Here is a 26,046-nt window from a genome sequence, read left to right as displayed (position 1 = left end):
TGGAATGGGGCGGATTCTAAGTCTTCGAGTGATGGGATAAAGTCATTACCTATCTGCTTTGGAGATAGGTTGTCGCCATGCAATGGAACCTGGAACAGATCCGCCTGTTCGTCGGCGTGGCCGAAGGGCAGTCCTTCTCCGCGGTGGCGCGCCAGCTGCGCCGTGCTCAGTCGGCGGTGAGCAGCGGCATCGCGTTGCTGGAGGAAGACCTCGGCGTGCAGCTGTTCGAGCGCAGCAGCGGACGCCAGCCGCGACTGACGGTGGCCGGAGCCGCCTTGCTCGAGGAAGCCCGCGAGGTGCTGCGCCAGTGCCAGCGCCTGGACGGACGCGCCCTGGGCCTGGCGCGGGGCGAGGAGGCGCGGCTGCGCCTGGCCCAGGACGAAGCCATGCCCTACCAGCCGGTGCTCTCCAGCCTGGAGGCATTGGGCGCGGCGTTTCCCATGCTGGAGGTGCAACTGGCCAGCAGCGCCCAGGGCGAGGTGGCGCGCAAGCTGCTGGAACGCCGCGCCGACCTGGGGCTGTTGTTCCACCACGAGCACATGCCCGATGCCCTGGAACGCCAGCGCCTGGGCACCATCGAGATGGTCACCGTCTGTGGTGCCGATCACCCGTTGGCGGCGCAGGCCTTTGCCGACCGCCGGGAGCTGGCGCGGCACCGGCAAATCCTCATGTCGCCGCAGGACAGCCACTACCCGGGCGGTGAGCAGGTCGGCCCGCAGGTGTGGCGCGCCGACAGCTTCTACGTCATGGCCGAACTCCTGATGCGCGGCTTGGGCTGGGCCTGGTTGCCGCGCCATGTGGCGCAGTACCCGGCCTACCAGGGGCAACTGGTGGAATTGCGCAGCGACTGGACGCCGCCGTCGCTGGTGGTGGAGCTGGTCTGCCGGCGCGACGAGGCACTGGGGCCGGCGGCGCTCTGGCTGGCGGACAGCCTGGCGGAGCACCTGCAAGCCATGGGTTAGTGCGATTGGCGGCGAGTCACGCTAAGCTCCGCGCCCATGAATCGCACCCTCTATACCCTGCTGTTCCATTTTGGTCTGCCGCTGGTCGCCCTGCGCCTGGCCTGGCGCGCCTGGCGCGCGCCGGCCTACGCACGGCGCATCCGCGAGCGTTTCGCCCTCGGCCTGCCGGCGTTGAAGCCGGGCGGTATCTGGGTCCACGCCGTGTCGGTGGGCGAGAGCATTGCCGCCGCACCGATGATCCGCGCCTTGATGGAACGCCACCCGGACCTGCCCATCACCATCACCTGCATGACGCCCACGGGCTCCGAGCGCATCCGCGCCCTGTTCGGCGACCAGGTGCAGCACTGCTACCTGCCCTACGACCTGCCCTGGGCGGCGGCGCGGTTTCTCGATCGGGTGCGGCCCAAGCTGGCGGTGATCATGGAAACCGAGCTCTGGCCCAATCACATCCACCAGTGCGCGCGACGCGGCATTCCGGTGGTGCTGGCCAATGCGCGGCTGTCCGCGCGCTCGGCGCGCGGCTATGCGCGGTTTGGTGCGCTCACCGCGCCCATGCTGGCGGAGCTCAGTTGGATCGCCGTGCAGACCGAGGCCGAGGCCGAGCGCTTCCGCAACCTGGGCGCGCGTCCCGAGTGCGTGGAGGTGACCGGCTCGATCAAATTCGACCTGCGCATCGACCCGGCGCTGCCGCAACGCGCCGCCGCGTTGCGTGGCCAGTGGGCGGCGGAATCGCGACCGGTGTGGATCGCCGCCAGCACCCACGCCGGCGAGGACGAAATCATCCTCGCCGCCCACCGGCGGTTGCTTGCGCAGCAGCCCGACGCCCTGCTGATCCTGGTGCCGCGCCATCCGGAGCGTTTCGGCCCGATGTTCGAACTCTGCCGCCGCGAAGGGCTGGCCACGGTACGCCGCTCTACCGGGGCGCCGGTATCGGCGGGCGATTCGGTCGTGCTGGGCGACACCATGGGCGAACTGCTGTTCCTCTACGCCCTGGCGGACGTCGCCTTCGTCGGCGGCAGCCTGGTGCCCAACGGCGGCCACAACCTGCTGGAGCCCGCCGCCCTGGGCAAGCCGGTGCTGTCCGGTCCTCACCTGTTCAATTTCCTCGAAATCGCCGCGCAACTGCGTGACGCCGGGGCGCTGGCCGAGGTGATGGATGCGGATCAACTGGCCACGCAGGTGGGCGGGCTCTGGGCCGATCAGGCCCGGGCAGGCGTCATGCGCGATGCCGGCTTGTCCGTGCTCAAGGCCAACCAAGGGGCGCTGGAACGGTTGCTGGCGGGGCTTGCACGGCTACTTTGCCAAGGGTCGTCCAGCCAGTAGCGTCTATGCAAAGGCCGTCCGCACACCAGCCCCGCGCCGCACCGCCGCCAGCCACCGTGAGCCGCGTTCTGCGGAATCGGGGCGCTTGCCGAACGGTTACCCGTTAAACGAAAAAGCCCGGCATCGCTGCCGGGCTTTTTCGTGTACGACCGAGCTCAGTATTCCAGGTTGCCGCGCAGGCTGGCTTCCGCCGCCTTGGCCAGGTCCGGGGGGAGGAAATCCTTGTCCGGGTCGTAGTCGGGCTTGAGGAAGGCGGCGAGGGCCTCCAGGTCGCCCGGGCTCAGGGTGCCGGCGGACTGCTTCAGGCGCAGGTTGTCGAGGATGTAGTCGTAGCGGGCGTTGTTGTAGTCGCGTACCGAGCTGTACAGCTGGCGCTGGGCGTCCAGCACGTCGACGATGTTGCGGGTGCCCACCTGGTAACCGATCTCGGTGGCTTCCAGGGCGCTCTGGTTGGAGATGATCGACTGCTTGCGCGCCTTCACCTGCTCGACGTCGGTGTTCACCGCACGGTGGAAGTTGCGGGTGTTCTGCACCACGACGCGGCGCAGGCTCTCGCGCTGCTGTTCGGTCTGGTTCAGGCGCTGGTACGACTCGCGCACCTGGGAGCTGGTCAGCCCGCCGCTGTAGATCGGGATATTCAGTTGCAGGCCGATGCTGCGTTGCTCCACATCGCTGCCGAAGCGCTGGGTGCTGTTACCGGTGTTGCTGAAGCCGAGGCTGTCGTTGTCGCCCTTCTGGTAGCTGGCCACCGCGTCCAGGGTCGGCGCATGGCCGGCCTTGCGCTGGCGCAGGGTTTCCTCGGCGGCGTCGACAGCGTAGTTGGCGGCCTGCAGGTTGAGGTTCTGCTGGGCGGCGGTGTCGACCCAGGCCTTGGCATCGTTCGGCGCGGGCTCTACCACCGGGAGGGTGTGGAGGATGCCTTCGATCGAGGCGTACTCGCGGTTGGTCAGGGTCACCATCGCCTGGAAGGCGTCTTCCACGTTGCGCTCGGCGATCATCCGGTTGGCGCGGGCGGTGTCGTAGCCGGCCTGGGCTTCGAGCACGTCGGTCTTGTCCGAGAGGCCGACATCGAAACGTTCGTTGGCCTGGTCGAGCTGGCGCTTGAACGCCGCTTCCTCGGCTTTGGTGGACGCCAGGTTGTCCTGGGCGCGCAGCACCGCGAAGTAGGTTTCGGCGGTCTGCAGGATCAGGTTCTGCTGGGTCGCGGAGAAGTCCAGGGCGGCCTGTTCGGTGAGGGACTCGGCGGCCTTCAGCTGGAACCAGCGGTCAGCGCGGAAGATGGGCTGGCTCAGGGTTGCCTGGTAGGCGATGCCGCTGCGCGAGAAGGTCTCGGAGGGCTCGTCCAGCTTGGTGCGTGTGTTGTTGGCCGTGGCACCGCCATTGATCTGCGGCAGCAGGCCGGAGCGGGCCTGGGGCACCGCTTCGCGCTGCGCTTCATAGTTGGCGCGGGCGGCGGCGAGGTCGGCGTTGTTGTCGACAGCGTCCTTGTAGACGGTCACGAGGTCCGTCTTGGCTGACAGGGGGGCATCTTCGGCCCAGGCGGCTCCGGCAAAGGCGGAGGCCACGGCAATGGCCAGCGAGAGTCTGCGCAGCATGATCAATCCTGGATTCTGAGGTGTCGGGCAAGGCTACGGGGCCGCTCGGGGCCGGTCAAGACGCGCCGGCGGCGGCCAGAGTGTAGTTTGCGACAAGCTATGTTGCCTGCGTGCAACAATCCGAATCTCGGTGGAAGAGCTCGTCACTTCGCGACGCGCGGGTCGGTTTATTCTGACCGCCGGGTTGGTTTTCTTCGCCGGGCTTGTTTAGACTGCGCGAGTTCTTGTCGGGGTGCCTCGAATCGGAGGCTGAGATCGGAGAGTTCCGGATCCCGTTGAACCTGATCAGGTTAAGGCCTGCGTAGGGAACAAGATGTGCCTCCCAACCCGAAGTCCGGGAGGCCCCTCTCGGCACCGGTCCAGGTGCACTCTGCCTTCAGGTTCGCTCCGACATCATCCCCAGGAGCCAGCCGATGACCGCAAAACAACAAAAGAACCTGAGCGAAAGCGCCCAGGTCGACCAGCAATCCATCCAGCCTTTCCCCCGTTCGCAGAAAGTCTATGTGCAGGGCTCGCGCCCGGACATCCGCGTGCCCATGCGCGAGATCAGCCTGGACGTGACCCCCACCGCCTTCGGTGGCGAGATCAACGCCCCGGTCACCGTCTATGACACCTCCGGCCCCTACACCGACCCGAGCGTCAGCATCGACGTGCGCAAGGGCCTGGCCGACGTACGCAGCCCCTGGATCGAAGACCGTGGCGACACCGAGCGCCTGCCGGGCCTGACCTCCGAGTTCGGCCAACGCCGCCTGGCGGACGCCGAACTCTCCGCCATGCGCTTCGCCCATGTGCGCAACCCGCGCCGCGCCAAGGCCGGCCAGAACGTCACGCAGATGCACTACGCGAAGAAGGGCATCGTCACGCCCGAGATGGAATACGTCGCCATCCGCGAGAACATGAAGCTGGCCGAGGCGCGTGAAGCCGGCCTGCTCAAGGAGCAGCACGCCGGCCACAGCTTCGGCGCCGCCATCCCGAAAGAGATCACCCCCGAGTTCGTGCGCCAGGAAGTGGCTCGCGGTCGCGCCATCATTCCGGCGAACATCAACCACGTGGAGCTGGAGCCGATGATCATCGGCCGCAACTTCCTGGTGAAGATCAACGGCAACATCGGCAACTCGGCCCTGGGTTCCTCCATCGAAGAAGAAGTGGCCAAGCTGACCTGGGGCATTCGCTGGGGCTCGGACACGGTGATGGACCTGTCCACCGGCAAGCACATCCATGAAACCCGTGAGTGGATCATCCGCAACTCGCCGGTACCGATCGGCACCGTGCCGGTCTACCAGGCCCTGGAAAAGGTCGGCGGCATCGCCGAAGACCTGACCTGGGAGCTGTTCCGCGACACCCTGATCGAGCAGGCCGAGCAGGGCGTGGACTACTTCACCATCCATGCCGGCGTGCTGCTGCGCTACGTGCCGCTGACCGCCAAGCGCGTCACCGGCATCGTCTCCCGTGGCGGCTCGATCATGGCCAAGTGGTGCCTGGCCCACCACAAGGAGAATTTCCTCTACACCCACTTCGAGGAAATCTGCGAAATCATGAAGGCCTACGACGTCAGCTTCTCGCTGGGCGATGGCCTGCGTCCGGGCTCCATTGCCGACGCCAACGACGCCGCGCAATTCGGCGAGCTGGAAACCCTCGGCGAGCTGACCAAGGTTGCCTGGAAGCACGACGTGCAGACCATGATCGAAGGCCCTGGTCATGTGCCGATGCACCTGATCAAGGAGAACATGGACAAGCAGCTGGAGTGCTGCGACGAGGCGCCGTTCTACACCCTCGGCCCGCTGACCACCGATATCGCCCCCGGCTATGACCACATCACCTCCGGCATCGGCGCGGCGATGATCGGCTGGTTCGGTTGCGCCATGCTCTGCTACGTGACGCCGAAGGAGCACCTGGGCCTGCCGAACAAGGATGACGTGAAGACCGGCATCATCACTTACAAGATCGCGGCCCACGCCGCCGACCTCGCCAAGGGCCACCCGGGCGCGCAGATCCGCGACAATGCGCTGTCCAAGGCGCGCTTCGAGTTCCGTTGGGAAGACCAGTTCAATCTGGGCCTGGACCCGGATACCGCGCGGGCCTTCCATGACGAGACCCTGCCCAAGGAGTCGGCCAAGGTGGCGCACTTCTGCTCCATGTGCGGGCCGAAGTTCTGCTCCATGAAGATCACCCAGGAAGTGCGCGACTATGCCAAGGAGAATGGCCTGACCGACGAGCAGAAGGCCATCGAGGCCGGTTTCGCCGAGCAGTCGGGGCGCTTCAAGGACGAGGGGTCGGTGATCTACAAGCAGGTGTGAACGTCTGTTACCCGATCGTGAACAGGCACTGACCTGTCACACCCACGCTGGAAGCCGGGCCCTGTGCCCGGCTTTCCGGTTTGTGGATAACCCGATAACAACAGTCCACAAGGACATCCGCCATCGTGAACACCCCACCCAACTACTCACCGTCCCTCCCGGTCGCCTTCGACCAGCGCGTCCTCGGCACGCGCGACCTGTTTTCCCTCTGGTTCTCTCTCGGTCTCGGCCTGATGGTGCTGCAAACCGGCGCCCTGCTGGCGCCGGGCCTCGGCACCAGCGATGCATTGCTGGCCATCCTCCTGGGCACCGGCGCCGGCGTGCTGCTGCTGGGGGCGGCGGCGATGATCGGCAGCGACACCGGCCTGGCGGCCATGGCCTCGCTCAAGCTGAGCCTGGGTTCCACCGGCGCGGCCTTGCCGGCCGTGCTCAACCTGCTGCAACTGGTGGGCTGGGGCGCCTTCGAGATCATCGTGATGCGTGACGCCGCCAGTCTGCTGGCCGCCCGCGGACTGGGCGACAGCAGCCTGTTGGCCTCGCCGACCCTCTGGACCCTGGTGTTCGGCGCCCTCGCGACCCTGCTGGCGGTGGCCGGTCCGCTGGCCTTCGTGCGCCGCATCCTGCGTCGCTGGGGCATCTGGCTGCTGCTCGGCGCCTGCGTCTGGCTGACCTGGGACCTGTTCAACCGTGCTGATCTCTCGGCCCTGATGGCGCGGGCCGGCGACGGCTCCATGTCTTTCGCCCTGGGCTTCGATATCGCCATTGCCATGCCGCTGTCCTGGCTACCGCTGATCGCCGACTACTCGCGCTTCGGCCGACGTGGCGGCGGAGTCTTCTTCGGCTCGGCGCTGGGGTTCTTCATCGGCTGCCTGTGGCTGATGGGGCTGGGCGTGGCCTATACCCTGGCCTTCGCCGAGGGCGGCGACGTCAACGCCCTGCTGCTGGCGCTGGCCGGTGCCGGCATGGGCATCCCGCTGCTGCTGATCCTGCTGGACGAGTCGGAAAAGGCCTTCGCCGACATCCACTCGGCGGCGGTCTCCAGCGGCATCCTGCTGCCGCTCAAGGTGGAACAGTTGGCCCTGGCTATCGGTGCGCTCTGCACCCTGATTGCCTGGTTCGCGCCGCTGGCCGAGTACCAGAACTTCCTGCTGCTGATCGGCTCGGTGTTCGCGCCGCTGTTCGGCGTGGTGCTGGTGGATCACTTCGTCCTGCGCCGCCGCCGCGCCGAACTGGCGCCGCGTGTCGCGCTGCGCTGGGACACCCTGCTGGCCTGGGGTTGCGGCGTGGCCATTTACCATCTGCTGGCCAACCGCTGGCCGGAGCTGGGAGCGACCCTGCCCGCGCTGCTGGCCGCGGGCTCGCTGCAATGGCTGCTGGGCCGCTTCAGCCGCGCCCGGGGAAATACCGGGGCTTCAGTATTCCGTTGAGCTGCGGGTAGGGGATGCGGATTTCCGGATGCCCGCTGGAATACGGCGCGATGCTGTAGACGTCGTACTTGAGCAGCACGGCGCCGTAACCCAGGGCGACGTTGGCGGTGCGTTCGAACGGCCAGATCCTGATGAAGTCGGGATCCTGGTCGAATTTGTTGGCCGCCAGCCAGCGGCGGTGGGCCTGCTCGGCCAGCTTCCAGAAGGCCTCTTCCTGACCGGGCAGCAGCATGTCGCCGAGGCTGAGCGGCTTTTCCAGCTTGCGGTCGTAGTTGATGAAGCCGCGTCCCGGCATGCCATGGGCGCCGCCAGTGAAGAGATAGCTGGACAGTTCGACCAGCACCAGCTTGTCATGCTGTTCCAGCACCTTGGCCTGCAGGTAGCTGCTCCAGCCCGGTTCGGCGCTGGCGAGGAAGTCCCGCTCGTAGGACTCGAACGAAGCCGGCAGCGGGGCATCGGGGCCGTCCTGGGTCATTTGCAGCAGGCGCCGGTCGATCAGCGCGTTGAGCTGCGGTTCGCCGTCGAAACGGATGGTGTCGATGTTCACCAGCGGACAGGTTTCGCCCTGGCAGCCGGGTTTCAGGTGTTCCCACGCGTGACGCTGCGGCGAAAGCTCGTCGTTGCCGCCGGGAAACATCTGGCAAGCACTGAGCAGGACGCCGAGGCTGGCGGTGGCGAGGAGTCTGGCAAGGGGCATCGGCTTCATCGTCAGGGGCATGTTCTGGAAAAGTGCAGGCTTCGACTGCCGTCCCGGGCGTGAGTTCGCCCGGCCGGGGCAGTCATTCGCCGGGCATCTTCCCAGCCCGAACGGCTTCTGCAAAGAGGCTGCGTCGCGTATGGCCAAGGGGTAGGATGCGCGGATCGAAACCCGTTGCCACCAGTGAGGCCTTCCCATGACCGAAACCTTCAAGCCGGGCCCGGACGCCGTCGAGGTGGTCGGACGCGAAACCTGTTTCCAGGGTTTCTACCGCCTGGACCGCCTGAGTCTGCGTCATCGGCTGTTCTCCGGCGCCATGGGGCCGGTCATCCATCGGGAACTCTTCGTCCGTCACGATGCTGTCTGCGTGCTGCCCTACGATCCGCAGCGGGATGTGGTGGTGCTGATCGAGCAGTTCCGCGTCGGTGCCTATGGCAAGCGCGAGAGTCCCTGGCTGCTGGAACTGGTGGCCGGGTTGATCGACACGGACGAAGTGCCGGAAGAGGTCGCCCGTCGGGAAGCCGTGGAAGAAGCCGATCTGCAGTTGACTTCGCTGTGGCCGATCACCACCTACTATCCTTCACCAGGGGGCTCCAACGAGCGTGTACACCTGTTTCTCGGACGCTGCGACAGCAGCGGCGCGGGGGGCGTACACGGGCTGGCGGAGGAGGGCGAGGACATCCGCGTGCATGCCATGCCGCTGGAGGACGCCCTGGCCCTGATGCGCGAAGGTCGGCTGGACAATGCCGCAAGTATGCTGGCCCTGCAGTGGCTGGCGCTGAACCGTACCGAAGTCAGGGGGTTGTGGACGTGAATCCGTTGCGCGATCGCTACCGGGTCGATCTCGTCGGGCTGCAGGCAGCCTGCGAGGCGAACTACGCGCGCCTGATGCGTCTGCTCCCGCAGATGCGCGAGGTACGCGGCTCCCGGCGCGTCGCGCTGAGCCAGGGTGAACACCTGCTCGGCGTGCTGGCCCTGGAAGTGGTCGAAGCCTGTCCCTATACCACCACCCTGCAGGTGCGCCAGGAACTGAGCCTGCCGTGGCTGCCGTCGCCGCAGCTGGAGGTGCGGGTCTACCACGACGCGCGCATGGCGGAGGTGGTCGGTGCCGAGCATGCACGGCGTTTCCGCAGCGTGTATCCCTATCCCAATGCCGACATGCACCAGCCGGACGAGAAGAGCCAGCTCAACCTGTTCCTCGGCGAGTGGTTGAGCCATTGCCTGGCCTGTGGCCACGAGCTGGAGCCGGTCGTCCTGTAGTTCACCTGCCGAATCGCCCGGCAGCGGACTGGACGGCGCTGATCGGCAGCCGCTAACTGTGATCCATTCCCGCTTCTCGGGTTTACCCGTTGTGCGCGCAGCAACCATAATCGGAACACCCTGCCCAAGGAGACGGCCTTGCCCAATCCACGTCCCACTGCCGCTGACGAATCGGTGCTGCTGGTGCAGCTCTCCGACAGCCATCTGTTCGCCGAAGCGGGCGGCAAGCTGCTGGGCATGGACACCCGTGACAGCTTGCAACGGGTGATCGGACAGGTCCTGCGAGAGCAGCCGCACATCGATCTGGTGCTGGCCACCGGCGACCTGTCGCAGGACGGTTCGGTCGAGTCCTACGAGGCTTTCCGCGAGCTGGTCGCGAGTCTTCCGGCACCGACCCGCTGGTTCCCTGGCAACCATGACGAAGTGCCGGTGATGCGTGACGTCTGTGCCGGCACCTCGGCCCTGGAGCCGATTGTCGATTTCCCCCACTGGCGCCTGGTACTGCTGGACTCCACCATTGCCGGCGCCGTCCCCGGGCATTTTCCCAGCGAGCAGCTGGCGCTGCTGGAAAGTGCCCTGGAAGGTGCCGGCGAGCGCCATGTGCTGGTCAGCTTCCACCACCATCCGGTGCCCATTGGCTGCGCCTGGATGGACCCCATCGGTGTACGCAACGCCGACAGCCTGTTCGCCGTGCTGGACCGTTACCCACAGGTGCGCGTGCTGCTCTGGGGGCATGTGCACCAGGAGTTCGACCAGGTTCGCAATGGCGTTCGCCTGCTGGCCTCACCCTCGACCTGCGTGCAGTTCGCGCCGGGCAGCGAAGACTTCTGCGTAGGCAACGAGGCCCCCGGCTATCGCTGGTTGCGCCTGAAGCGCGACGGCGGCGTCGAGACCGGGGTTTCGCGGGTCACCGGGATTGCCTTCGAAGTGGACTACAGCGTCAAGGGTTATTGACCTTCGCGCCCGGGCACGGCAAGAAGTACACCTTTCTCCCGACTTGCCAGGAAACCGCGTGTCCAGCTCGCCCCCCTGTCTTCTCTACATCCACGGTTTCAACAGCTCGCCGGCCTCGTTCAAGGCGCGCCAGCTCAGCGCCCTGATGCAGCGCCTGGGGCTGGCCGAACGCCTGCGGGTGCCGGCCCTGCATCACCATCCGCGCCTGGCCATCGGCCAGCTCGAGGCGACCATCGCCGAACTGGGGCGGCCGGTGCTGGTCGGCAGCTCCCTGGGCGGCTACTATGCGACCCACCTGGCCGAACGCCACGGCCTGAAGGCCGTGCTGATCAACCCCGCGGTCGCCCCGCACCGGTTGTTCGACGGCCGGCTCGGCCCACAGAAGAACTACTACAGCGATGAAACCTGGGAGCTGACGCTGGAGCACGTGACGGCGCTGGCCGAACTGGAAGTGCCGCCGCCACGGGACCCGGCCCGTTACCAGGTGTGGTTGCAGACGGCCGACGAAACCCTCGACTACCGCCAGGCGGAGCGCTACTACCGCGCCTGCGCACTGCGCATCGAGGCGGGCGGCGACCACGGTTTCCAGAACTTCCCCGCCCACCTGCCCGCATTGCTGGCCTTTGCCGGCTTTCCCGCGCAGCTGTGGCGTGACATCGACTTTTCCGACCTCTGACTGAAAGGGAATCCATGGCTACTTACAACGCGGATGCCATCGAAGTCCTCTCCGGCCTCGACCCGGTGCGCAAGCGCCCGGGCATGTATACCGACACTACCCGCCCCAACCACCTGGCCCAGGAAGTCATCGATAACAGCGTGGACGAGGCCCTGGCGGGCCACGCCAAGTGCGTGCAGGTGATCCTCCACGAGGACAATTCCCTGCAGGTGATCGACGACGGCCGCGGCATGCCGGTGGACATTCACCCCGAGGAAGGGGTGCCCGGCGTCGAACTGATCCTCACCAAGCTGCATGCCGGCGGCAAGTTCTCCAACAAGAACTACCAGTTCTCAGGCGGCCTCCACGGCGTCGGCATCTCGGTGGTGAACGCGCTGTCCACCCGCGTCGAAGTGCGGGTCAAGCGCGACGGCAGCGAGTACCTGATGACCTTCGCCGACGGCTTCAAGGCCAGCGAACTGGCGGTCGTCGGCAGCGTCGGCAAGCGCAACACCGGCACCAGCGTGCACTTCTGGCCGGACGCCAAGTATTTCGATTCCCACAAGTTCTCCGTCAGCCGTCTCAAGCATGTGCTCAAGGCCAAGGCCGTGCTCTGCCCGGGCCTCTCGGTCAGCTTCGAAGACAAGGCCAGCGGCGAGCGCGTCGAATGGCACTACGAAGACGGCCTGCGTTCCTACCTGGTGGATGCGGTTTCCGAGTTCCAGCGCCTCCCCGACGAGCCATTCGTCGGCAGCATGGCCGGCAACAAGGAAGCCGTGGACTGGGCCCTGCTGTGGCTGCCGGAAGGCGGCGAGTCCCTGCAGGAGAGCTACGTCAACCTGATTCCCACCGCCCAGGGCGGCACCCACGTCAATGGCCTGCGCCAGGGCCTGCTGGACGCCATGCGCGAGTTCTGCGAGTTCCGCAACCTGCTGCCGCGCGGCGTCAAGCTGGCGCCCGAGGACGTCTGGGAGCGCATCGCCTTCGTGCTCTCCATGAAAATGCAGGAGCCGCAGTTCTCCGGCCAGACCAAGGAGCGCCTGTCCTCCCGCGAGGCCGCTGCCTTCGTCTCGGGGGTGGTCAAGGACGCTTTCAGCCTCTGGCTCAATGCCCACCCGGATCTCGGCATGCAACTGGCCGAACTGGCCATCAGCAACGCCGGCCGCCGCCTCAAGGCGGGCAAGAAGGTCGAGCGCAAGAAAATCACCCAGGGGCCGGCGCTGCCCGGCAAGCTGGCCGACTGTGCCGGCCAGGACCCCATGCGCGCCGAACTCTTCCTGGTGGAGGGCGACTCCGCCGGCGGCTCGGCCAAGCAGGCCCGGGACAAGGAGTTCCAGGCGATCATGCCCCTGCGCGGGAAGATCCTGAACACCTGGGAAGTGGACGGTGGCGAAGTGCTCGCATCCCAGGAAGTGCACGACATCGCCGTCGCCATCGGCGTCGACCCCGGCGCCGCCGACCTGACCCAACTGCGCTACGGCAAGATCTGCATCCTCGCCGACGCCGACTCCGACGGTCTGCACATCGCCACCCTGCTGTGCGCCCTGTTCGTGCGTCATTTCCGCCCACTGGTGGAGGCCGGGCACGTCTACGTGGCCATGCCGCCGCTGTACCGCATCGACCTGGGCAAGGAAATTTTCTATGCCCTGGACGACGCCGAGCGCGATGGCGTGCTCGACCGCCTGGCCGCCGAGAAGAAGCGTGGCAAGCCCCAGGTGACCCGCTTCAAGGGACTGGGCGAGATGAACCCGCTGCAACTGCGCGAAACCACCATGGACCCTAATACCCGTCGCCTGGTCCAACTGACCCTGGAGGATACCGAGGGCACGGTAGAGGTCATGGACATGCTGCTGGCGAAGAAGCGTGCCGGTGACCGCAAGTCCTGGCTGGAATCCAAGGGCAACCTCGCCGAGGTCATGGTGTGAGGGGAGCGCTGATCCTCGTCTCCCTGCTGTTCGCCGCGACGCTCCAGGCCGCCGACGACCCGGAGCAGTTGCGTCTGGCTGCCGAGTACCCGGTGGATGGCATGCCCCAGGGCAACCTCTCCGGCCTGGCCCGTTGCGGTGACGAGCTGATTGCGGTGTCCGACCGGGTGGATAACCAGCTGTACCGGCTCAAGCCCATAGGCGGCGTATTCCAGGCCGAGGCCGAGACCTTCCTCGCTCCGCCGCCTCCGCCGAGCAGCCTGCCCTGGGGCGTGCGTGCGCGTTCCTGGGCCGTCAGCCTGCTGCGGGGCAACACGCTGGACTTCGAAGGCATCAGCTGCGATGCCGACGGCAACCGCTACCTGGTGAGCGAGTCCCGTGCGGCCGTGTTGCAGATGCCGGCGGCCGGCGAGCCCAATTGGCTGCGGCTGCCAACCAGCCTGATACGCCAGGCCCGCGCCAGCGGCATGCTGCTGCACTTCAACGCGCTGCTGGAGGGCATCGCTGTCGATCCCACGGGCGAGCGTCTCTGGCTGGCCGCCGAGCGCGAGCGCCGTGGCCTGATGGTGGTGCACAAGCAGCAGTCCAGCTGGCGCTGCACCGGCGGTTGCGTGATTTTCGGCGAGGCTGGAACCGAGCGTCCGCCGGCCCCCCTCGGCAGTGAGCAGCAACTACCGCGGGACTTCTCCGACGTCGCGTTCCACAACGAAAAACTCTTCACCCTGGAGCGCCTGGCGTATCAGATCTGCCGGCGCAAGCCGAGCAATGGCCAGGTGGAGCGTTGCTGGTCGTTCGTCGAGGAGGCCCTGGCGGACACCCGTCGTTACGGCGTGCCCTTTGGCGTGGCCGAAGCCCTGTGGATAGACGACGAAGGCGCCTGGGTCGGCCTCGACAACGGCGGCAAGGCGCGTGCCGATGGCGAGCGGCGCCCCATCGTCTGGCGTTTCACCGCGCCCAAGGGCGGCTGGAGCGCGAAATGACCACGCAGACGCCGGGCAAGCGCGCGGGACGGGTCATGCTGGTGCTCGCCTGGGGCATCGGCCTGCTCCTGGCCACGCATTACTTCGGTGTCTGGGAAAAGCGCCAGCACAACCCCAACCGGAAACCCGAATCGGTGCAAGGCAACGGCTTTGTCGAAGTGCGTCTGGTCAGCAGCCGCCAGGGCCACTACCTGCTTGACGGCCGCATCGATGGGCAGGTCGCGACGTTCCTGCTCGATACCGGCGCTACCCAGGTGGCCGTGCCGGTCCGCCTGGCCGAGCGTCTCGGCCTCGAACCCGGCGCGCCGGTCACCCTGAGTACGGCCAACGGCCGAGTCACCGGTCATCGCACCCAGTTGCAGGAACTGCGCCTGGGCGACATCCGCCTGACCCAGGTGCCGGCGATCATCGTGCCGGGCATGGACGGCGGCGAGGTACTGCTCGGCATGAGCGCCCTCAAGCAACTCGAATTCACCCAGCGCGACGGCACCCTGGTGCTGCGCCAAATCACTTCCCCGTGAGGCACGCATGAGCGAATCCCTCGATCTGAGCCTGGAAGGCGTGGAGCGTCGCTCCCTGGCCGACTTCACCGAACAGGCCTACCTCAACTACTCCATGTACGTGATCATGGACCGCGCCCTGCCGCACATCGGCGACGGCCTGAAACCCGTGCAGCGGCGCATCGTCTACGCCATGAGCGAGCTGGGCCTGGACGCCGACGCCAAGCACAAGAAATCGGCACGGACCGTCGGCGACGTGCTCGGCAAGTTCCACCCCCACGGTGATTCCGCCTGCTACGAGGCCATGGTGCTGATGGCCCAGCCGTTCAGCTACCGCTACACACTGGTGGATGGCCAGGGCAACTGGGGGGCTCCGGACGATCCCAAGTCCTTTGCCGCGATGCGTTATACCGAGGCTCGCCTGTCGCGCTATTCGGAGGTGCTGTTGTCCGAATTGGGGCAGGGTACCGTGGACTGGGTGCCGAATTTCGACGGCACCCTCAATGAGCCGGCGACCCTGCCAGCGCGCCTGCCCAACCTGCTGCTCAATGGCACCACCGGCATCGCCGTAGGCATGGCCACCGACGTGCCGCCGCACAACCTGCGGGAAGTGGCCTCCGCCTGCGTGCGCCTGCTGGACGAGCCGTCCGCCAGTGTCGAACAGCTCTGCGAGCACGTGCTCGGCCCGGACTTTCCCACCGAGGCGGAAGTCATCACCCCGCGCCAGGAGTTGCTGAAGATCTACGAAAATGGCCGCGGATCGGTGCGTATGCGCGCGGTCTATCGCGTAGAAGACGGTGACATCGTGGTCACCGCGCTGCCGCACCAGGTGTCCGGCGCCAAGGTGCTGGAACAGATCGCCGGCCAGATGCAGGCCAAGAAACTGCCGATGGTCGCCGACCTGCGCGACGAGTCGGACCACGAGAACCCCACCCGCATCGTCATCATCCCGCGTTCCAACCGGGTGGATGCCGACGAACTGATGCAGCACCTGTTCGCCACCACCGACCTGGAGTCCAGCTACCGGGTCAACATGAACGTCATCGGCCTGGACGGCAAACCCCAGGTCAAGGATCTGCGCACCCTGCTCAGCGAGTGGCTGGCCTACCGCATCGGCACCGTGCGCCGCCGGCTGCAGTTCCGCCTGGACAAGGTGGAAAAACGCCTGCACCTGTTGGACGGCTTGCTGATCGCCTTCCTCAACCTGGACGAGGTGATCCACATCATCCGTACCGAGGACCAACCCAAGCAGGTGCTGATGGCGCGCTTCGATCTCACCGAGATCCAGGCCGACTACATCCTCGACACCCGCCTGCGCCAGTTGGCCCGCCTGGAGGAGATGAAGATTCGCGGCGAGCAGGAAGAACTGCTGAAGGAGCAGAAAAAACTGCAGGCCCTGCTGGGCAGCGACGCCAAGCTGAAGAAACTGGTGCGCGAGGAACTGATCAAGGACGCCGAGACCTACGGTGACGAGCGCCGCTCGCCCATCGTCGCCCGCGCCGAGGCCCGCGCCCTGTCGGAAACCGAGCTGATGCCCACCGAGCCGGTCACCGTGGTGCTCTCCGAGAAAGGCTGGGTGCGCTGCGCCAAGGGGCACGACATCGATGCTGTCGGTCTGTCCTACAAGGCCGGCGATGGCTTCAAGGCCGCCGCGCCGGGGCGTTCGAACCAGTATGCGGTGTTCATCGACTCGACCGGGCGCAGCTATTCCCTGGCGGCCCACTCGCTGCCGTCGGCTCGTGGCCAGGGCGAGCCGCTCACCGGCCGGCTGACGCCGCCGCCGGGGGCCAACTTCGAATGCCTGTTGTTGCCCGAGGACGAGGCCACCTATGTGATCGCCTCGGACGCCGGTTACGGTTTCGTGGTCAAGGGGGCCGACCTGCAAGCCAAGAACAAGGCCGGCAAGGCCCTGCTCAGCCTGCCGAGCGGTGCCAAGGTGGTGTCTCCACGGCCGGTGCAGAGCGTTGACGAGGACTGGCTGGCCGCGGTGACCACCGAGGGGCGCCTGCTGTTGTTCAAGGTCGCCGACCTGCCGCAACTGGCCAAGGGCAAGGGCAACAAGATCATCGGCATCCCCGGCGATCGTGTGGCCAGCCGCGAGGAGTACCTCACCGACCTGGCGGTGCTGCCGGCGGGAGCGACCCTGGTTCTGCAGGCCGGCAAGCGCACCCTGTCGCTCCGGCCCGACGATCTGGAACACTACAAGGGTGAGCGCGGGCGCCGTGGCAACAAGCTGCCGCGCGGCTTCCAGCGGGTCGATGCGCTGCAGGTGGAACCGCTGGCCTGACATTGGCGACAGCGAATTGACGTGGGGCTATGGAGTCCTGCGTCACATTGACGGATGATATGTCCCCGCGCCATTCGTCGACGATGGCGTCGAGCGATGAATTCGACTGCAGGCTGCTCCAACAGGCAGCCTTGGATGAGATTGATGACCGTGCGTTTTCCCCTGGCTTTGATGCTGGTGAGCCTCCTCGGCCTTGCCGGCTGCGTGCATAGCCCACCTGTTCCCATGTTCCAGTTGGATGCCGGCACCCCGGAGGTGCCGTCAGAGAAGGCTGGGATGCAAGTGCTGCTTGGCCCGGTGACCGTGGCCGACTACCTGCAGCGCGAAACCTTGCTTCAGCGCCAGCCCGACGGCAGCCTGACCGTCGCCCCGGACGGCCGCTGGGCCGGTAGCCTGGCGGCGGATATCGACCAGTTGCTGCTGCGTCAGCTGTCCTGGCGCCTGGACAGCCAGCGCCTGGTGCTGGCCCCCGGTAATCCCGGCTTCACCCCCGAGGTGCAGGTGCTGCTGACCATCAGCCGTCTGGATTCGGGCCCGCAGCGACCGGCTGTGCTGGAGGCGCAGTGGCGCCTGCTGGACCGTGCCGGCCAGTTGCGTGACAGCCGTCTGGTTCGCCTGGAAGAGCCCCATACCGGGACCGCCTCCGACCAGGTGCGGGCCCAGAGCAAGCTGCTGCAGCAATTGGCCGAGCAATTGGCTGCGGCGGTGAAACCGCTGGAAGGTCAGCCGGTCGCCGTCGAGCCCCCGCGCAAGCCGGCTGCGCCCGCCACTGCTCCGGCCAAGACCAAGGAACCGCAACCGCCGAAGATTCCCATGGCGGCACCGGTACGCACCGATGTAGAAGTGTTCCGCTTCTGATTGGAAAATCCTGGAAAAGGCCCGCTGAATGCGTAATGCCGTTCACTTAAGCGCGCATGACTCGCTCCCCTCTCCCATTTATGGGAGAGGGGCTGGGGGAGAGGGGCGAAATCCCTGCGAAACAGTCGTTTCCCCCTCTAACCCCCTCTCCCCAAAGGGGCGAGGGGACTGATCGAGCCCCATTACTTCTTATGTGAACAGCATTCCGCTGAATGCGGGCTTTTTTCTGTCTGCTGTTTCGCGGTGCGGGGTTGGTGGTGGATACGGCAAGGCTGGCGGAGATGTCGTGCGGCGCGCTTCAGACGTAACCGATGCCGGTCCAGGTCGACGGCACCGAACAGGCACGAAAAAGCCCGCATCGGCGGGCTTCTTCGTCATCCATGCGCTCAGTGCGCGCGGGCCTCGTGCATTCGCGCCAGTTGGCGTTCCAACAGTGACGGATAAGGTTCCAGCAGGCGTTCGACGCAGCAGGCGCCTTCCGGGCTGGTGATGGAGCGAATGCGGGCACGCTGGCGCACCAGGTCGTCGTCGGCAATGGCGCGCTCCACCAGCAGCAGGTTGCGGCTGTGCTGGCTGAGTGCAAGGGCGTTCTGGGTGGCTTCGTCGAGCAGCAGGTCGCCCTGGCCGAGACCGCAGAGGTCGTCGCCCAGGGTGAGCCCCAACTGCAGCTGAAGGGTGATGCCGCTGTCGGCGACCTCGATCTGCAGGGCATGGCCCAGTGCGCGCATCAGCTCGCCACAGCACAGGGCGTGGGTCAGGTAGTCCTCGCCGCTGTCCTGGCTGTGGAACAACATCAGGCTGCTGCCGTCGTTCAGGGTCAGCAGTTGGCCATGGTAGAGGCGGGCCGCCTGATCCAGACAATCGCGGTAGCGCTGCAGCAGGTCCATCAGGCGTGCGCGCGGCAGGCGGCGCAGTTGGTCCTGGGCACCCAGCTGGATGGCCAGCACGGCACTGTTCTGCGGCTCCTCCGGTATGACGGGGGCAGGCTCTTCGACGGGCTCGGCCAGCTCTTCGCGCAGCTCGGCGAAGGGGTCTTCCTCATCCGGGGTGAACAGCGTGCTCGGGGTCTCGTCCTCGCCGTCGAAACGTTCGTCGCGCAGGTCACGGATCTCGAAGTGTTGCTGGTCGTCCAGTTCGTCGTCCTGTTCGACCTCAAGGTAATCCTCATCCGGCAGGGGTTCCGGCTCTGGCTCCGGTTCGGGCTTCTCCGGCACCAGGCGGGTCTGCAGCTGGCGGGCCAGGTCGCCGATTTCGTCCTGCCGGCCGGCGCCGGGCGCGGGGTCGTCCGGGTCGCGCAGCCAGATGCGCAGTTGCAGCAGCGGCGTCGACAGATGGCGGCCGAGGCGCAGGCTCAGGGACAGCGTGAGGGCCAGCAGGATCAGGCTGAGCAGGCCCATGCTCTGCAGGCTGATGGTCATGGGCTGCTGGAACTGTGCCATGTCCAGGCTCAGGCGCAGGTGGCCGGCGATCACTTCCTGAAAGGTGATGGGGGTGGAATACAGGCCCTCGGCTTCGCCCAGCAGACCTTGCTTGGGGCGCGAGCCCGCCTCGGCGAGGATGCGGTTGTCCACGCTGTAGATGGCTGCGTGCGCGACCAGCGGGTTCTTCACCAGGTTGTTGAGCAGCACGTTGAGGCTGAGGATGTCGTTGGACACCAGCAGTTCGGTGGCCGAGGCGGCGGTCTGGGCGGTCAGGCTCTGGCCCAGGGCGTCGGCTTGCTGCTGCATGGCCTGCTTGAATTGCATGCCCATGACCCAGGCATAGATCACCAGCGCCAGCGCCACCAGCAGCAGGCTGTGGCTGGCGATGCGCAAGGCGATTGGCACGCGCCGCTGGCGCAGGGCATGGAAGATCAGGAGAAAGAAATTGTCGGGTTTGACAGGCGTGGGCCGGTTCACAGAGCGCGGCTCTTCTCGGACGAAATTGTGGCGCAGTATAGCGAGCGCCCCTTGCAGGGCAAAGCGCCGGGCATGCCGCGGGTACCGTGAAAGTGGGTAGAATGTGCGCCTTTTCATGCGCTGAGTGAGGTGCGCCTTGCGCGAGATTGTCCTGATCAACATCACGGGCGAGGACCGTCCCGGTCTGACCGCGGCCATTACCGGTGCGCTGGCCCAGGGCGGCGTGAATATCCTCGATATCGGCCAGGCGGTGATCCATGACACCCTGTCGTTCGGCATCCTGGTGGAGATCCCGGATAACGCCGGCGCCTCGGCCGTGCTCAAGGACGTGCTGTTCACCGCCTACAAGCTGGATCAGCAGGTACGCTTCACCCCCGTGACCGAGGCGGACTACCAGCAGTGGGTCGACGGCCAGGGCAAGAGCCGTTACATCGTGACCTTGCTGACCCGCAAGGTGACCGCCGAGCAGTTGCAGCGGGTGAGTTCCATCACCGCCAAATACGGCCTCAACATCGATCACATCGACCGCCTGTCGGGGCGCATGCCGCTGGATATGCCCGCCGACCAGGGCAAGGGCTGCATCGAGTTTTCCGTGCGCGGCGAGCCGGCCGACCCGGTGGCCCTTCGCGCCGAGTTCCTCAGTGTCGCCCAGGAGCTGAACGTCGACATCGCTTTCCAGCGCGATTCGCTGTTCCGCCGCAACCGCCGCCTGGCGGTGTTCGACATGGACTCGACCCTGATCGAAGCCGAGGTGATCGACGAACTGGCCAAAGCCGCGGGGGTGGGAGACCAGGTCGCCGAGATCACCGAGCGCGCCATGCGCGGCGAGCTGGACTTCCGTGCCAGCTTCAAGGAGCGCCTGGGGCTGCTCAAGGGACTCTCGGAAGAAGTGCTGGAAGAGATCGGCGCCTCCCTGCGTCTCACCGAAGGGGCGGAAACCCTGTTCGCCGAACTCAAGCGACTGGGCTACAAGACCGCCATCCTCTCCGGCGGCTTCAGCTACTTCGCCAGGCAGCTGCAGGCGAAACTGGGCATCGACTACGTGTTTGCCAACGAACTGGAAATAGTCGACGGCAAGCTGACCGGCGTGGCTATCGAGCCCATCGTCGATGCCCAGCGCAAGGCCGATCTGCTGCGCGAACTGGCGCAGAAGGAAGGTCTGCGCCTGGAGCAGACCATCGCCGTCGGCGATGGCGCCAACGACTTGCCCATGCTCGGCCTGGCCGGCTTGGGTGTGGCCTTCCGCGCCAAACCCCTGGTCAAGCAGTCGGCCAAGCAGGCCATCTCCACCCTGGGGCTGGACGGCATCCTCTACCTGCTCGGTTTCCGTGATCGCGACAGTCGCCACTGAGCCTGGTGCCGGACGTGAAAAAGCCGCCCGTGGGCGGCTTTTTCATTCCTGGCGTTCCAGGGCGGCCGGATCCACTCACTCGTCGCCGGGTGAGAAATCGTAGTCCATCGCCTGGCTCGGGCCCTGCAGGTAATAGCCCTGGATGTAGTTGACCCCGGCCTGCCAGAGGGTGGCCAGCACGCTGGCGCTCTCGACGAAGGGCACTATGGTCAGCTTGGCCTGGGCATGCAGGCTGGCCAGCAGCGTCTTGAGGACTTCCTGGTTCTCCGCGCGACTGAGGTCCTGGGTGAAGGAGCCGTCCACCTTCACGAAGTCAATGCTGAGGTGCTTGAGTGTATTGAACGGGTTGAGGGCACAGCCGAACTGGCTCAGCGCCACCTGGCAATGCAGCTCGGCCAGGCCTTGGGTCAGGACCTTGGCCTGTTTCAGGTAGGCGATGGCGTCCGGTTCGCTGAACTGGAAGATCAGCGCGTCGGAGGGCAGGCGCGCGGCCTTCAGCGCCACGCTGAGCCAGGGCAGCAGGGTCTGGTCCTGCAAGCTGGCGCCGGAGAGATGGACGAAGAGCCGTGTGTTATGGCCCTTGGCACGGTGCTCGGCGAGCAGCTTGATGGAGTTGAGGATCACCCAGCGGTCGATCTTCTCGGCCAGTCCCGCGTCCTTGGCGGCGTCGAGGAAGTCGGCGGGCGGCACTTCCTCGCCCTGCGGGTTGAGCAGCCGCAGCAGCACTTCGTAATGCTCGAAGCTATCGCCCCGCAGGCTGATGATTGGTTGGAACAGCAGGCGGAAGCTGTTGTTCTCTAGGGCCTGCTGGACCATGGCCACCAAGCTGCCACGGTTCGCCGCGGCAGCCAGTTCCTCGGCGGGGTTGTAGAGCTTGAGGCCGTCGTCGTCGCCCAGTTCGTCGGCACAGCGGTGGGCACGGTCCACCACGTCCTGGGCCTTGGGCGTGGTTTCGCTGAGGCCCGCAACGCCAATGCACAGGCTGATCTGCACGGTGCGGCTGCTGACGTCGAACAGGTGGATGTCGATCTTCTTCAGCAGGCCCTGCAGGCTTTCCACGGTCTGCTCGGGGGTGACGCCGCTCTGCAATACGCTGAAAACGTCGTCGCCGTAACGGGCAAGCTGGGCATCGCCGGCAAAGTGGGCGCGCAGCAGGTTGGCGAGATCAGTGAGCAGCAGGTCGACGCCGGCGATGCCGACTTCGGCCAGCAGGCTGGAATAGCGGGCGACGCGGATGTAGGCGAGGCTCGACGGCTGCCCGGCCTTGACCGCGCGCTCGGCGGCGGCGTCGAGCATCTCGTTGAAGTGGCTGCGGTTGAACAGGCCGGTGACCAGGTCCTGGCTGCTGATCTCACGCAGCTTCTCTTCCAGTTCGGCGCTGTCGGTCTCGGCGCGGATCACCACCTGGATGCACGGCTCGCCGTCATAGGTGGCGGGGGAGAAGCTCATGCGCGCCTGGAAACCCTGGCCGTCGACCTTGCAGCCCTCGCAGGTGAGTTCGCCGCTGCCTTCGCCGTCGCGGTAGTTCTTCAGAAAGTCCTTGAATCCGGCCTGGTCGGCGCTGGCGATCAGGTCGATCATCGGCATGCCTTCGAGTTCGTCGCCGTCGTCGTAGCCGAACATCTCCACGTAGGCGCGGTTGGCATAGATGTGCATGCCGTCATGGACGTAGGCGATGGCGTCCACCGAGCTGTCCAGCAACAGCTGGCAGCGTTTCTCCGCTTCCCGCAGGCTGACTTCGGCGGCGCGACGGGCGCGGCGTTGTTCCAGGTTGGCCAGTTCGCGATTGGCCACCAGCACCAGGCGCTCATCCTCGCCCTGGGGGAGGGCATCCTGGGCGCCGAGGGCCAGGGCTTCGGTGATGAGGTCGGAGTCGTTCTCCGCCACCAACTGGATGAAGGGAATGTCCTTGGACTGGCGGCGGATGCTGTTGAGGGCTTCGCCGGGGCTCAGGTGTTCGCTGTCGGGAGCGGCGATCAGCAGGTCCCAGCTCTGTTGCAGGACCTCGCTGAGGTCGTCGGCGGAAAGGATGCGATGGACGCGGGTGGCGCGTCCGGCATTGCGGAATAGGCTGACCAGGCGCTCGGCTTCGTTCTGCGAGTCTTCCAGGATCAGCAGACGGATCGTTTTCTTTTCGATGGCCATGGCCTGTGCTTAGCGCCGAACGAGCGCGAATAGGCGACGAATGGTGATGAACCGGGAATCTACAGTGACTTCCATAGCGAGTCAAAATCTTCCTCGCCGCCCTGAGGCTGACTTCCCGAACCTGTGAGCGGCTTCCCTTGCGGCGGTGTCGGCTGCTCGAAAGCGCGGTATTCGAACTGATTGAAGCTGCCGGTGCTGGTCAGGCGCCGGGTGAGCACGGCGCGGTGTTCTTCGCCATGCAGGTTGATCTGTACCTTGTTGCCTTCCTGGAAAGGCAGGCGGGGCGTGATGAGGGTGGCGGGACGGGAAATGGCGCCTATGGCCGGCAGCAGCAGGGCGCGCAGGTAATGGCTGTTCTGTTCGCCTTTGCGCATCAGCAGCACGCCGCAAGATTGCGCCTGGGGCGCTACGAGTTCGATGCCCATCTGGGTGCCGCCGCCGCGCACCTGGCGAATCCAGCGAACCACGGCAATGCTCCAGTCCTGTCCGGGGGCGTCCTGCACCCCCAGGAGCTCGCCGGCCTGCAGTTGGCTGGGGACTTCCTTGGGCCAGCTCAGGCAGTAGCCGCCTGGGCTGTGGTTGACCACCGCGACATTGAAGGTGGGATAGCTTTCCGGTGCCGCACTGGCCTGGGCGGGCGGTGTGCTGTTCTCGGAAACGGGCCGGGTGTATTCGATCTCTTCCAGCGGGATGCCCTGCTGCCAGCCCTGGGTGGGTTGGGCGTCGAAGGCGTTGGCCCAGACATCCTTCGCCGGTTTCTTGCTGATCGAGTGGAACACGGCCTGGCCGATGTCCTGGGGCAGTTTGAGCACTTCGCTGAAGGGCTGCTCATCGGCCAGGAAGAAGTGCAGGGCGCTCATGCCGATGCACAGGGTCAGGCTGCCCTGGCCGGGATTGCGTTGGAAGGTGCGCTCGGAAATGTCGCCCCAGGCTGAGCTCAGGTGCTGCAGCAGGTCGATCGTGAGGCCTTCGGGCATCGGCAGGCTGGCCTGCTTGCGCTGCTCGGCGGGCAATTGCAGGTAATCCTTGATGGCGTCCACCAGCGGCAGCGGGTCAAGCCCCAGCAGGGTCCGCTGTTCGACGCCCTGGAACAGCGACTTGTAGCGTGGCGGACCGTCCAGTTGCGGCGCCACGGCGAAGAGGCTGGAGGGCAGTTCGGCCGGCTGCAGAAGCACCAGTGCACTCCACGCCTCGAGTATTTCCGCCAGGAGGGCGATGCCATGCTGGCGCATCTGGTTGCAGCGGGCGCAGCCCAGCAGCAGCGCCACCAGATAGGTCTGTTCGACGCTCAGCGCCTGGGTGCGGCGAGCCAGCGGATCGCGCACGGCAAGGCGGTGGAGCCGGCGACTCTGGGCGAGCTGGTAGAGCTGGTGAAGCTCCAGCCAGAGGCCTTCGGGGACCGGACAGTAAAGCTGGTTGGAGCGAATCAGCGGCCCGTTCAGGCTGTGCACCGCCCGTTGCAGGGCCATGCCGAGGATCTGCTCGCGTTCACGATCGAGGCTGGGGCGCGAGGCCACGCGCACGACGATCAGCTTGTAACCGACGGCCAGGTGGTTCTGCAGGGCCTGGCAGAGGTTCGCGACCTTGCGTGGACGCTCATCCAGAACGATGGACTGGCCGAGGAAGTGGCGCTCCAGGTGTTGGCAGACGAAATGCACTTCCGGGCGTATCAGTTCCAGAAGTTGCAGGCGATTCGCAGTCGGGGTGTCGAGCTGGTTGAGTTCCACCAGGGCCTGGTAAAGCTGGCGAGCGGTTTCGCCGAGGTTGGCCTTGGGTAGGTGGGCGATCCAGTTTTTCAGGTCGCGAGGGGTGGCATCGCAGAAGGACAGGCTCTGTTTGCTAGGCGCGGGGACGCGCAACAGCAGGTGAGGGCTCTGATGGTCCATCCGGATCGGTTTCTCCGATTTCTCGTGTGTAGTTGTAGTGGGTTGGATTTCAGCACTCTAACAGCATCCTTGCACGACGGCAGCCTGTCCAAATGGCGACTCGCCTGCAGTGTGACGTGCTGATGAAGAATGGGACCCCGGCTGAGCCACGAGGGTTCGCCGGGGTCGGGTTCGATTACTCGCCCTTGGGCAGGGCCAGCAGTTGGCCCATGCGTACCTGGCTGCCGGGCCAGGCGTTCTCGGCCCAGCGCACCTGGTCCGGCCCGAACAGGACGATGGCGGTGGAGCCGAGCTTGAAACGACCGAGTTCGTCACCCTTCTCCAGCACGATGGGCGCGCGGGCCGCTTCGTCGTAGCTGAATGTCTTCAGTTCGCGCTTGGGCGGGGTGACCAGTCCGGCCCAGGTGGTTTCGATCGAGGCGACGATCATCGCCCCCACCAGCACCACGGCCATCGGGCCGCGTTCGGTGTCGAAGATGCACACCACGCGCTCGTTGCGGGCGAACAGTTCGGGCACGTTCTCGGCGGTGCTCTGGTTCACCGAGAACAGCCGCCCCGGTACGTAGACCATTTCCCGCAGGGTGCCGCCCAGGGGCGCATGCACGCGGTGGTAGTCCTTGGGGGACAGGTAGACGGTGGCGAATTCGCCGCCCATGAAGGGCGCCGCGCGTTCGGCATCGCCGCCGAGCAGTTCCAGCACGCTGAAGCTGTGGCCCTTGGCCTGGAAGCAGCGGCCATGCTCAATCGGGCCGATCTGGCTGATGGCGCCGTCGGCCGGGCAGAGGATGGCGCCAGGGGTTTCATCCAGTGGGCGGGCGCCGGGCTTCAGTGCGCGCGTGAAGAAGGCGTTGAAGTGTTCATAGGCGGTGAGGTCTTCGACCAGCGCTTCGCTCATGTTCACCTGGTAGCGCTTGGCGAACCAGGCGGTGAAGGCGTTCTTGAACCAGTGCACGCGGCATTCGGCGATGCAGCCGGCCAGGCGCGAAAGCAGGTGATGCGGCAGCAGGTACTGGCTGATGATGAAGATGCGTTCTTTCATTGGGTTT

General features: G+C 66.1%; 20 protein-coding genes and 1 riboswitch. Of the genes, 14 read left to right on the top strand and 6 right to left on the bottom strand.

Annotated elements, in window-relative coordinates; translation table 11 throughout:
- Positions 1 to 77 precede the first annotated feature (77 nt).
- Together PJW05_RS24350 and waaA are read left to right on the top strand one after the other, a co-directional pair.
- On the top strand, positions 78 to 962 hold the full coding sequence (locus PJW05_RS24350) for a LysR family transcriptional regulator (RefSeq protein ID WP_271409492.1): 885 nt from the start codon (positions 78 to 80) through the stop codon (positions 960 to 962).
- Positions 963 to 998: 36 nt separating this feature from the next.
- Entirely contained in the window at positions 999 to 2,285 is a 1,287-nt protein-coding gene (gene waaA, locus PJW05_RS24345) for a lipid IV(A) 3-deoxy-D-manno-octulosonic acid transferase (RefSeq protein ID WP_271409491.1), read from the top strand.
- 155 nt (positions 2,286 to 2,440) lie between these two features.
- Here the strand turns inward: waaA and PJW05_RS24340 are convergent, their stop codons facing one another.
- Positions 2,441 to 3,880 carry a TolC family outer membrane protein gene (locus PJW05_RS24340; protein ID WP_271409490.1) on the bottom strand — a complete coding sequence of 480 codons (1,440 nt, stop codon included), beginning with the start codon at positions 3,878 to 3,880 and terminating at the stop codon, positions 2,441 to 2,443.
- A gap of 218 nt (positions 3,881 to 4,098) precedes the next feature.
- Positions 4,099 to 4,205, top strand: a riboswitch (TPP riboswitch).
- A gap of 88 nt (positions 4,206 to 4,293) precedes the next feature.
- Here PJW05_RS24340 and thiC point away from each other — a divergent pair.
- The gene (gene thiC / locus PJW05_RS24335) at positions 4,294 to 6,177 is read left to right on the top strand and encodes a phosphomethylpyrimidine synthase ThiC (protein ID WP_271409489.1); all 1,884 of its coding nucleotides are present in this window, start codon (positions 4,294 to 4,296) and stop codon (positions 6,175 to 6,177) included.
- 125 nt (positions 6,178 to 6,302) lie between these two features.
- Positions 6,303 to 7,604, top strand: a complete 1,302-nt coding sequence (gene cytX, locus PJW05_RS24330; RefSeq protein ID WP_271409488.1) for a putative hydroxymethylpyrimidine transporter CytX — start codon at positions 6,303 to 6,305, stop codon at positions 7,602 to 7,604.
- Here the strand turns inward: cytX and PJW05_RS24325 are convergent.
- On the bottom strand, positions 7,561 to 8,301 hold the full coding sequence (locus PJW05_RS24325) for an RsiV family protein (protein WP_271409487.1): 741 nt from the start codon (positions 8,299 to 8,301) through the stop codon (positions 7,561 to 7,563). The two genes, cytX and PJW05_RS24325, sit on opposite strands and share 44 nt — an antisense overlap.
- A 196-nt stretch (positions 8,302 to 8,497) precedes the next feature.
- On the opposite strand from PJW05_RS24325, the gene PJW05_RS24320 reads away from it, so the two are divergent.
- The 9 genes from PJW05_RS24320 (at position 8,498) to PJW05_RS24280 (ending at position 17,720) form a co-directional block, all read left to right on the top strand.
- The gene (locus PJW05_RS24320) at positions 8,498 to 9,115 is read left to right on the top strand and encodes an NUDIX domain-containing protein (RefSeq protein WP_271409486.1); all 618 of its coding nucleotides are present in this window, start codon (positions 8,498 to 8,500) and stop codon (positions 9,113 to 9,115) included.
- A complete protein-coding gene (locus PJW05_RS24315) occupies positions 9,106 to 9,561 on the top strand; it encodes a DUF1249 domain-containing protein (RefSeq protein WP_271409485.1) in 456 nt (151 codons plus the stop codon). The genes PJW05_RS24320 and PJW05_RS24315 overlap by 10 nt, the downstream gene beginning before the upstream one ends.
- 138 nt (positions 9,562 to 9,699) lie before the next feature.
- Positions 9,700 to 10,515 (top strand): 3',5'-cyclic-AMP phosphodiesterase, encoded by an 816-nt coding sequence (gene cpdA / locus PJW05_RS24310; protein WP_271409484.1) that lies wholly within the window; start codon positions 9,700 to 9,702, stop codon positions 10,513 to 10,515.
- Positions 10,478 to 11,191: a YqiA/YcfP family alpha/beta fold hydrolase gene (locus PJW05_RS24305; RefSeq protein WP_271409483.1), complete on the top strand. Its 714-nt coding sequence runs from the start codon at positions 10,478 to 10,480 to the stop codon at positions 11,189 to 11,191. The genes cpdA and PJW05_RS24305 overlap by 38 nt, the downstream gene beginning before the upstream one ends.
- Before the next feature lie 14 nt (positions 11,192 to 11,205).
- A complete protein-coding gene (parE, locus tag PJW05_RS24300) occupies positions 11,206 to 13,095 on the top strand; it encodes a DNA topoisomerase IV subunit B (protein WP_271409482.1) in 1,890 nt (629 codons plus the stop codon).
- Positions 13,092 to 14,075 (top strand): esterase-like activity of phytase family protein, encoded by a 984-nt coding sequence (locus PJW05_RS24295; protein WP_442969191.1) that lies wholly within the window; start codon positions 13,092 to 13,094, stop codon positions 14,073 to 14,075. The genes parE and PJW05_RS24295 overlap by 4 nt, the downstream gene beginning before the upstream one ends.
- Positions 14,072 to 14,596 (top strand): retropepsin-like aspartic protease family protein, encoded by a 525-nt coding sequence (locus tag PJW05_RS24290; protein ID WP_271409481.1) that lies wholly within the window; start codon positions 14,072 to 14,074, stop codon positions 14,594 to 14,596. The genes PJW05_RS24295 and PJW05_RS24290 overlap by 4 nt, the downstream gene beginning before the upstream one ends.
- Before the next feature lie 7 nt (positions 14,597 to 14,603).
- A complete protein-coding gene (gene parC, locus PJW05_RS24285; protein ID WP_271409480.1) occupies positions 14,604 to 16,862 on the top strand; it encodes a DNA topoisomerase IV subunit A in 2,259 nt (752 codons plus the stop codon).
- Positions 16,863 to 17,003: 141 nt separating this feature from the next.
- Positions 17,004 to 17,720, top strand: a complete 717-nt coding sequence (locus tag PJW05_RS24280) for a PqiC family protein (RefSeq protein WP_271412296.1) — start codon at positions 17,004 to 17,006, stop codon at positions 17,718 to 17,720.
- Between the two features lie 386 nt (positions 17,721 to 18,106).
- Here the strand turns inward: PJW05_RS24280 and PJW05_RS24275 are convergent, their stop codons facing one another.
- A complete protein-coding gene (locus PJW05_RS24275) occupies positions 18,107 to 19,618 on the bottom strand; it encodes an AhpA/YtjB family protein (RefSeq protein ID WP_271409479.1) in 1,512 nt (503 codons plus the stop codon).
- Between the two features lie 136 nt (positions 19,619 to 19,754).
- On the opposite strand from PJW05_RS24275, the gene serB reads away from it, so the two are divergent.
- A complete protein-coding gene (gene serB, locus PJW05_RS24270) occupies positions 19,755 to 20,969 on the top strand; it encodes a phosphoserine phosphatase SerB (RefSeq protein WP_271409478.1) in 1,215 nt (404 codons plus the stop codon).
- A 75-nt stretch (positions 20,970 to 21,044) separates the two neighbouring features.
- Here serB and PJW05_RS24265 read toward each other — a convergent pair whose 3' ends face one another.
- The 3 genes from PJW05_RS24265 to asd form a co-directional block, all read right to left on the bottom strand.
- A complete protein-coding gene (locus PJW05_RS24265; RefSeq protein WP_271409477.1) occupies positions 21,045 to 23,114 on the bottom strand; it encodes an EAL domain-containing response regulator in 2,070 nt (689 codons plus the stop codon).
- A gap of 59 nt (positions 23,115 to 23,173) precedes the next feature.
- Positions 23,174 to 25,000 (bottom strand): molecular chaperone, encoded by a 1,827-nt coding sequence (locus PJW05_RS24260; protein WP_271409476.1) that lies wholly within the window; start codon positions 24,998 to 25,000, stop codon positions 23,174 to 23,176.
- A gap of 175 nt (positions 25,001 to 25,175) precedes the next feature.
- Positions 25,176 to 26,039 carry an archaetidylserine decarboxylase gene (asd, locus tag PJW05_RS24255; RefSeq protein WP_271409475.1) on the bottom strand — a complete coding sequence of 288 codons (864 nt, stop codon included), beginning with the start codon at positions 26,037 to 26,039 and terminating at the stop codon, positions 25,176 to 25,178.
- Between the last annotated feature and the right edge of the window lie 7 nt (positions 26,040 to 26,046).

Source organism: Pseudomonas sp. Q1-7, assembly GCF_028010285.1.
GTDB lineage: Bacteria > Pseudomonadota > Gammaproteobacteria > Pseudomonadales > Pseudomonadaceae > Metapseudomonas.
Note: the sequence above shows the minus strand (reverse complement) of the source record. Positions and strands in the feature narration are given on the sequence as shown.

Excerpts from the sequence above, each read along its gene's own strand:
- parC (WP_271409480.1), top strand. The coding sequence starts at position 14,604 with ATGAGCGAATCCCTCGATCTGAGCCTGGAAGGCGTGGAGCGTCGCTCC.
- waaA (WP_271409491.1), top strand. The coding sequence starts at position 999 with ATGAATCGCACCCTCTATACCCTGCTGTTCCATTTTGGTCTGCCGCTG.
- PJW05_RS24325 (WP_271409487.1), bottom strand. The coding sequence starts at position 8,301 with ATGCCCCTTGCCAGACTCCTCGCCACCGCCAGCCTCGGCGTCCTGCTC.
- PJW05_RS24265 (WP_271409477.1), bottom strand. The coding sequence starts at position 23,114 with ATGGCCATCGAAAAGAAAACGATCCGTCTGCTGATCCTGGAAGACTCG.
- PJW05_RS24320 (WP_271409486.1), top strand. The coding sequence starts at position 8,498 with ATGACCGAAACCTTCAAGCCGGGCCCGGACGCCGTCGAGGTGGTCGGA.
- PJW05_RS24340 (WP_271409490.1), bottom strand. The coding sequence starts at position 3,880 with ATGCTGCGCAGACTCTCGCTGGCCATTGCCGTGGCCTCCGCCTTTGCC.
- PJW05_RS24290 (WP_271409481.1), top strand. The coding sequence starts at position 14,072 with ATGACCACGCAGACGCCGGGCAAGCGCGCGGGACGGGTCATGCTGGTG.
- PJW05_RS24350 (WP_271409492.1), top strand. The coding sequence starts at position 78 with ATGCAATGGAACCTGGAACAGATCCGCCTGTTCGTCGGCGTGGCCGAA.
- thiC (WP_271409489.1), top strand. The coding sequence starts at position 4,294 with ATGACCGCAAAACAACAAAAGAACCTGAGCGAAAGCGCCCAGGTCGAC.
- parE (WP_271409482.1), top strand. The coding sequence starts at position 11,206 with ATGGCTACTTACAACGCGGATGCCATCGAAGTCCTCTCCGGCCTCGAC.
- asd (WP_271409475.1), bottom strand. The coding sequence starts at position 26,039 with ATGAAAGAACGCATCTTCATCATCAGCCAGTACCTGCTGCCGCATCAC.
- PJW05_RS24260 (WP_271409476.1), bottom strand. The coding sequence starts at position 25,000 with ATGGACCATCAGAGCCCTCACCTGCTGTTGCGCGTCCCCGCGCCTAGC.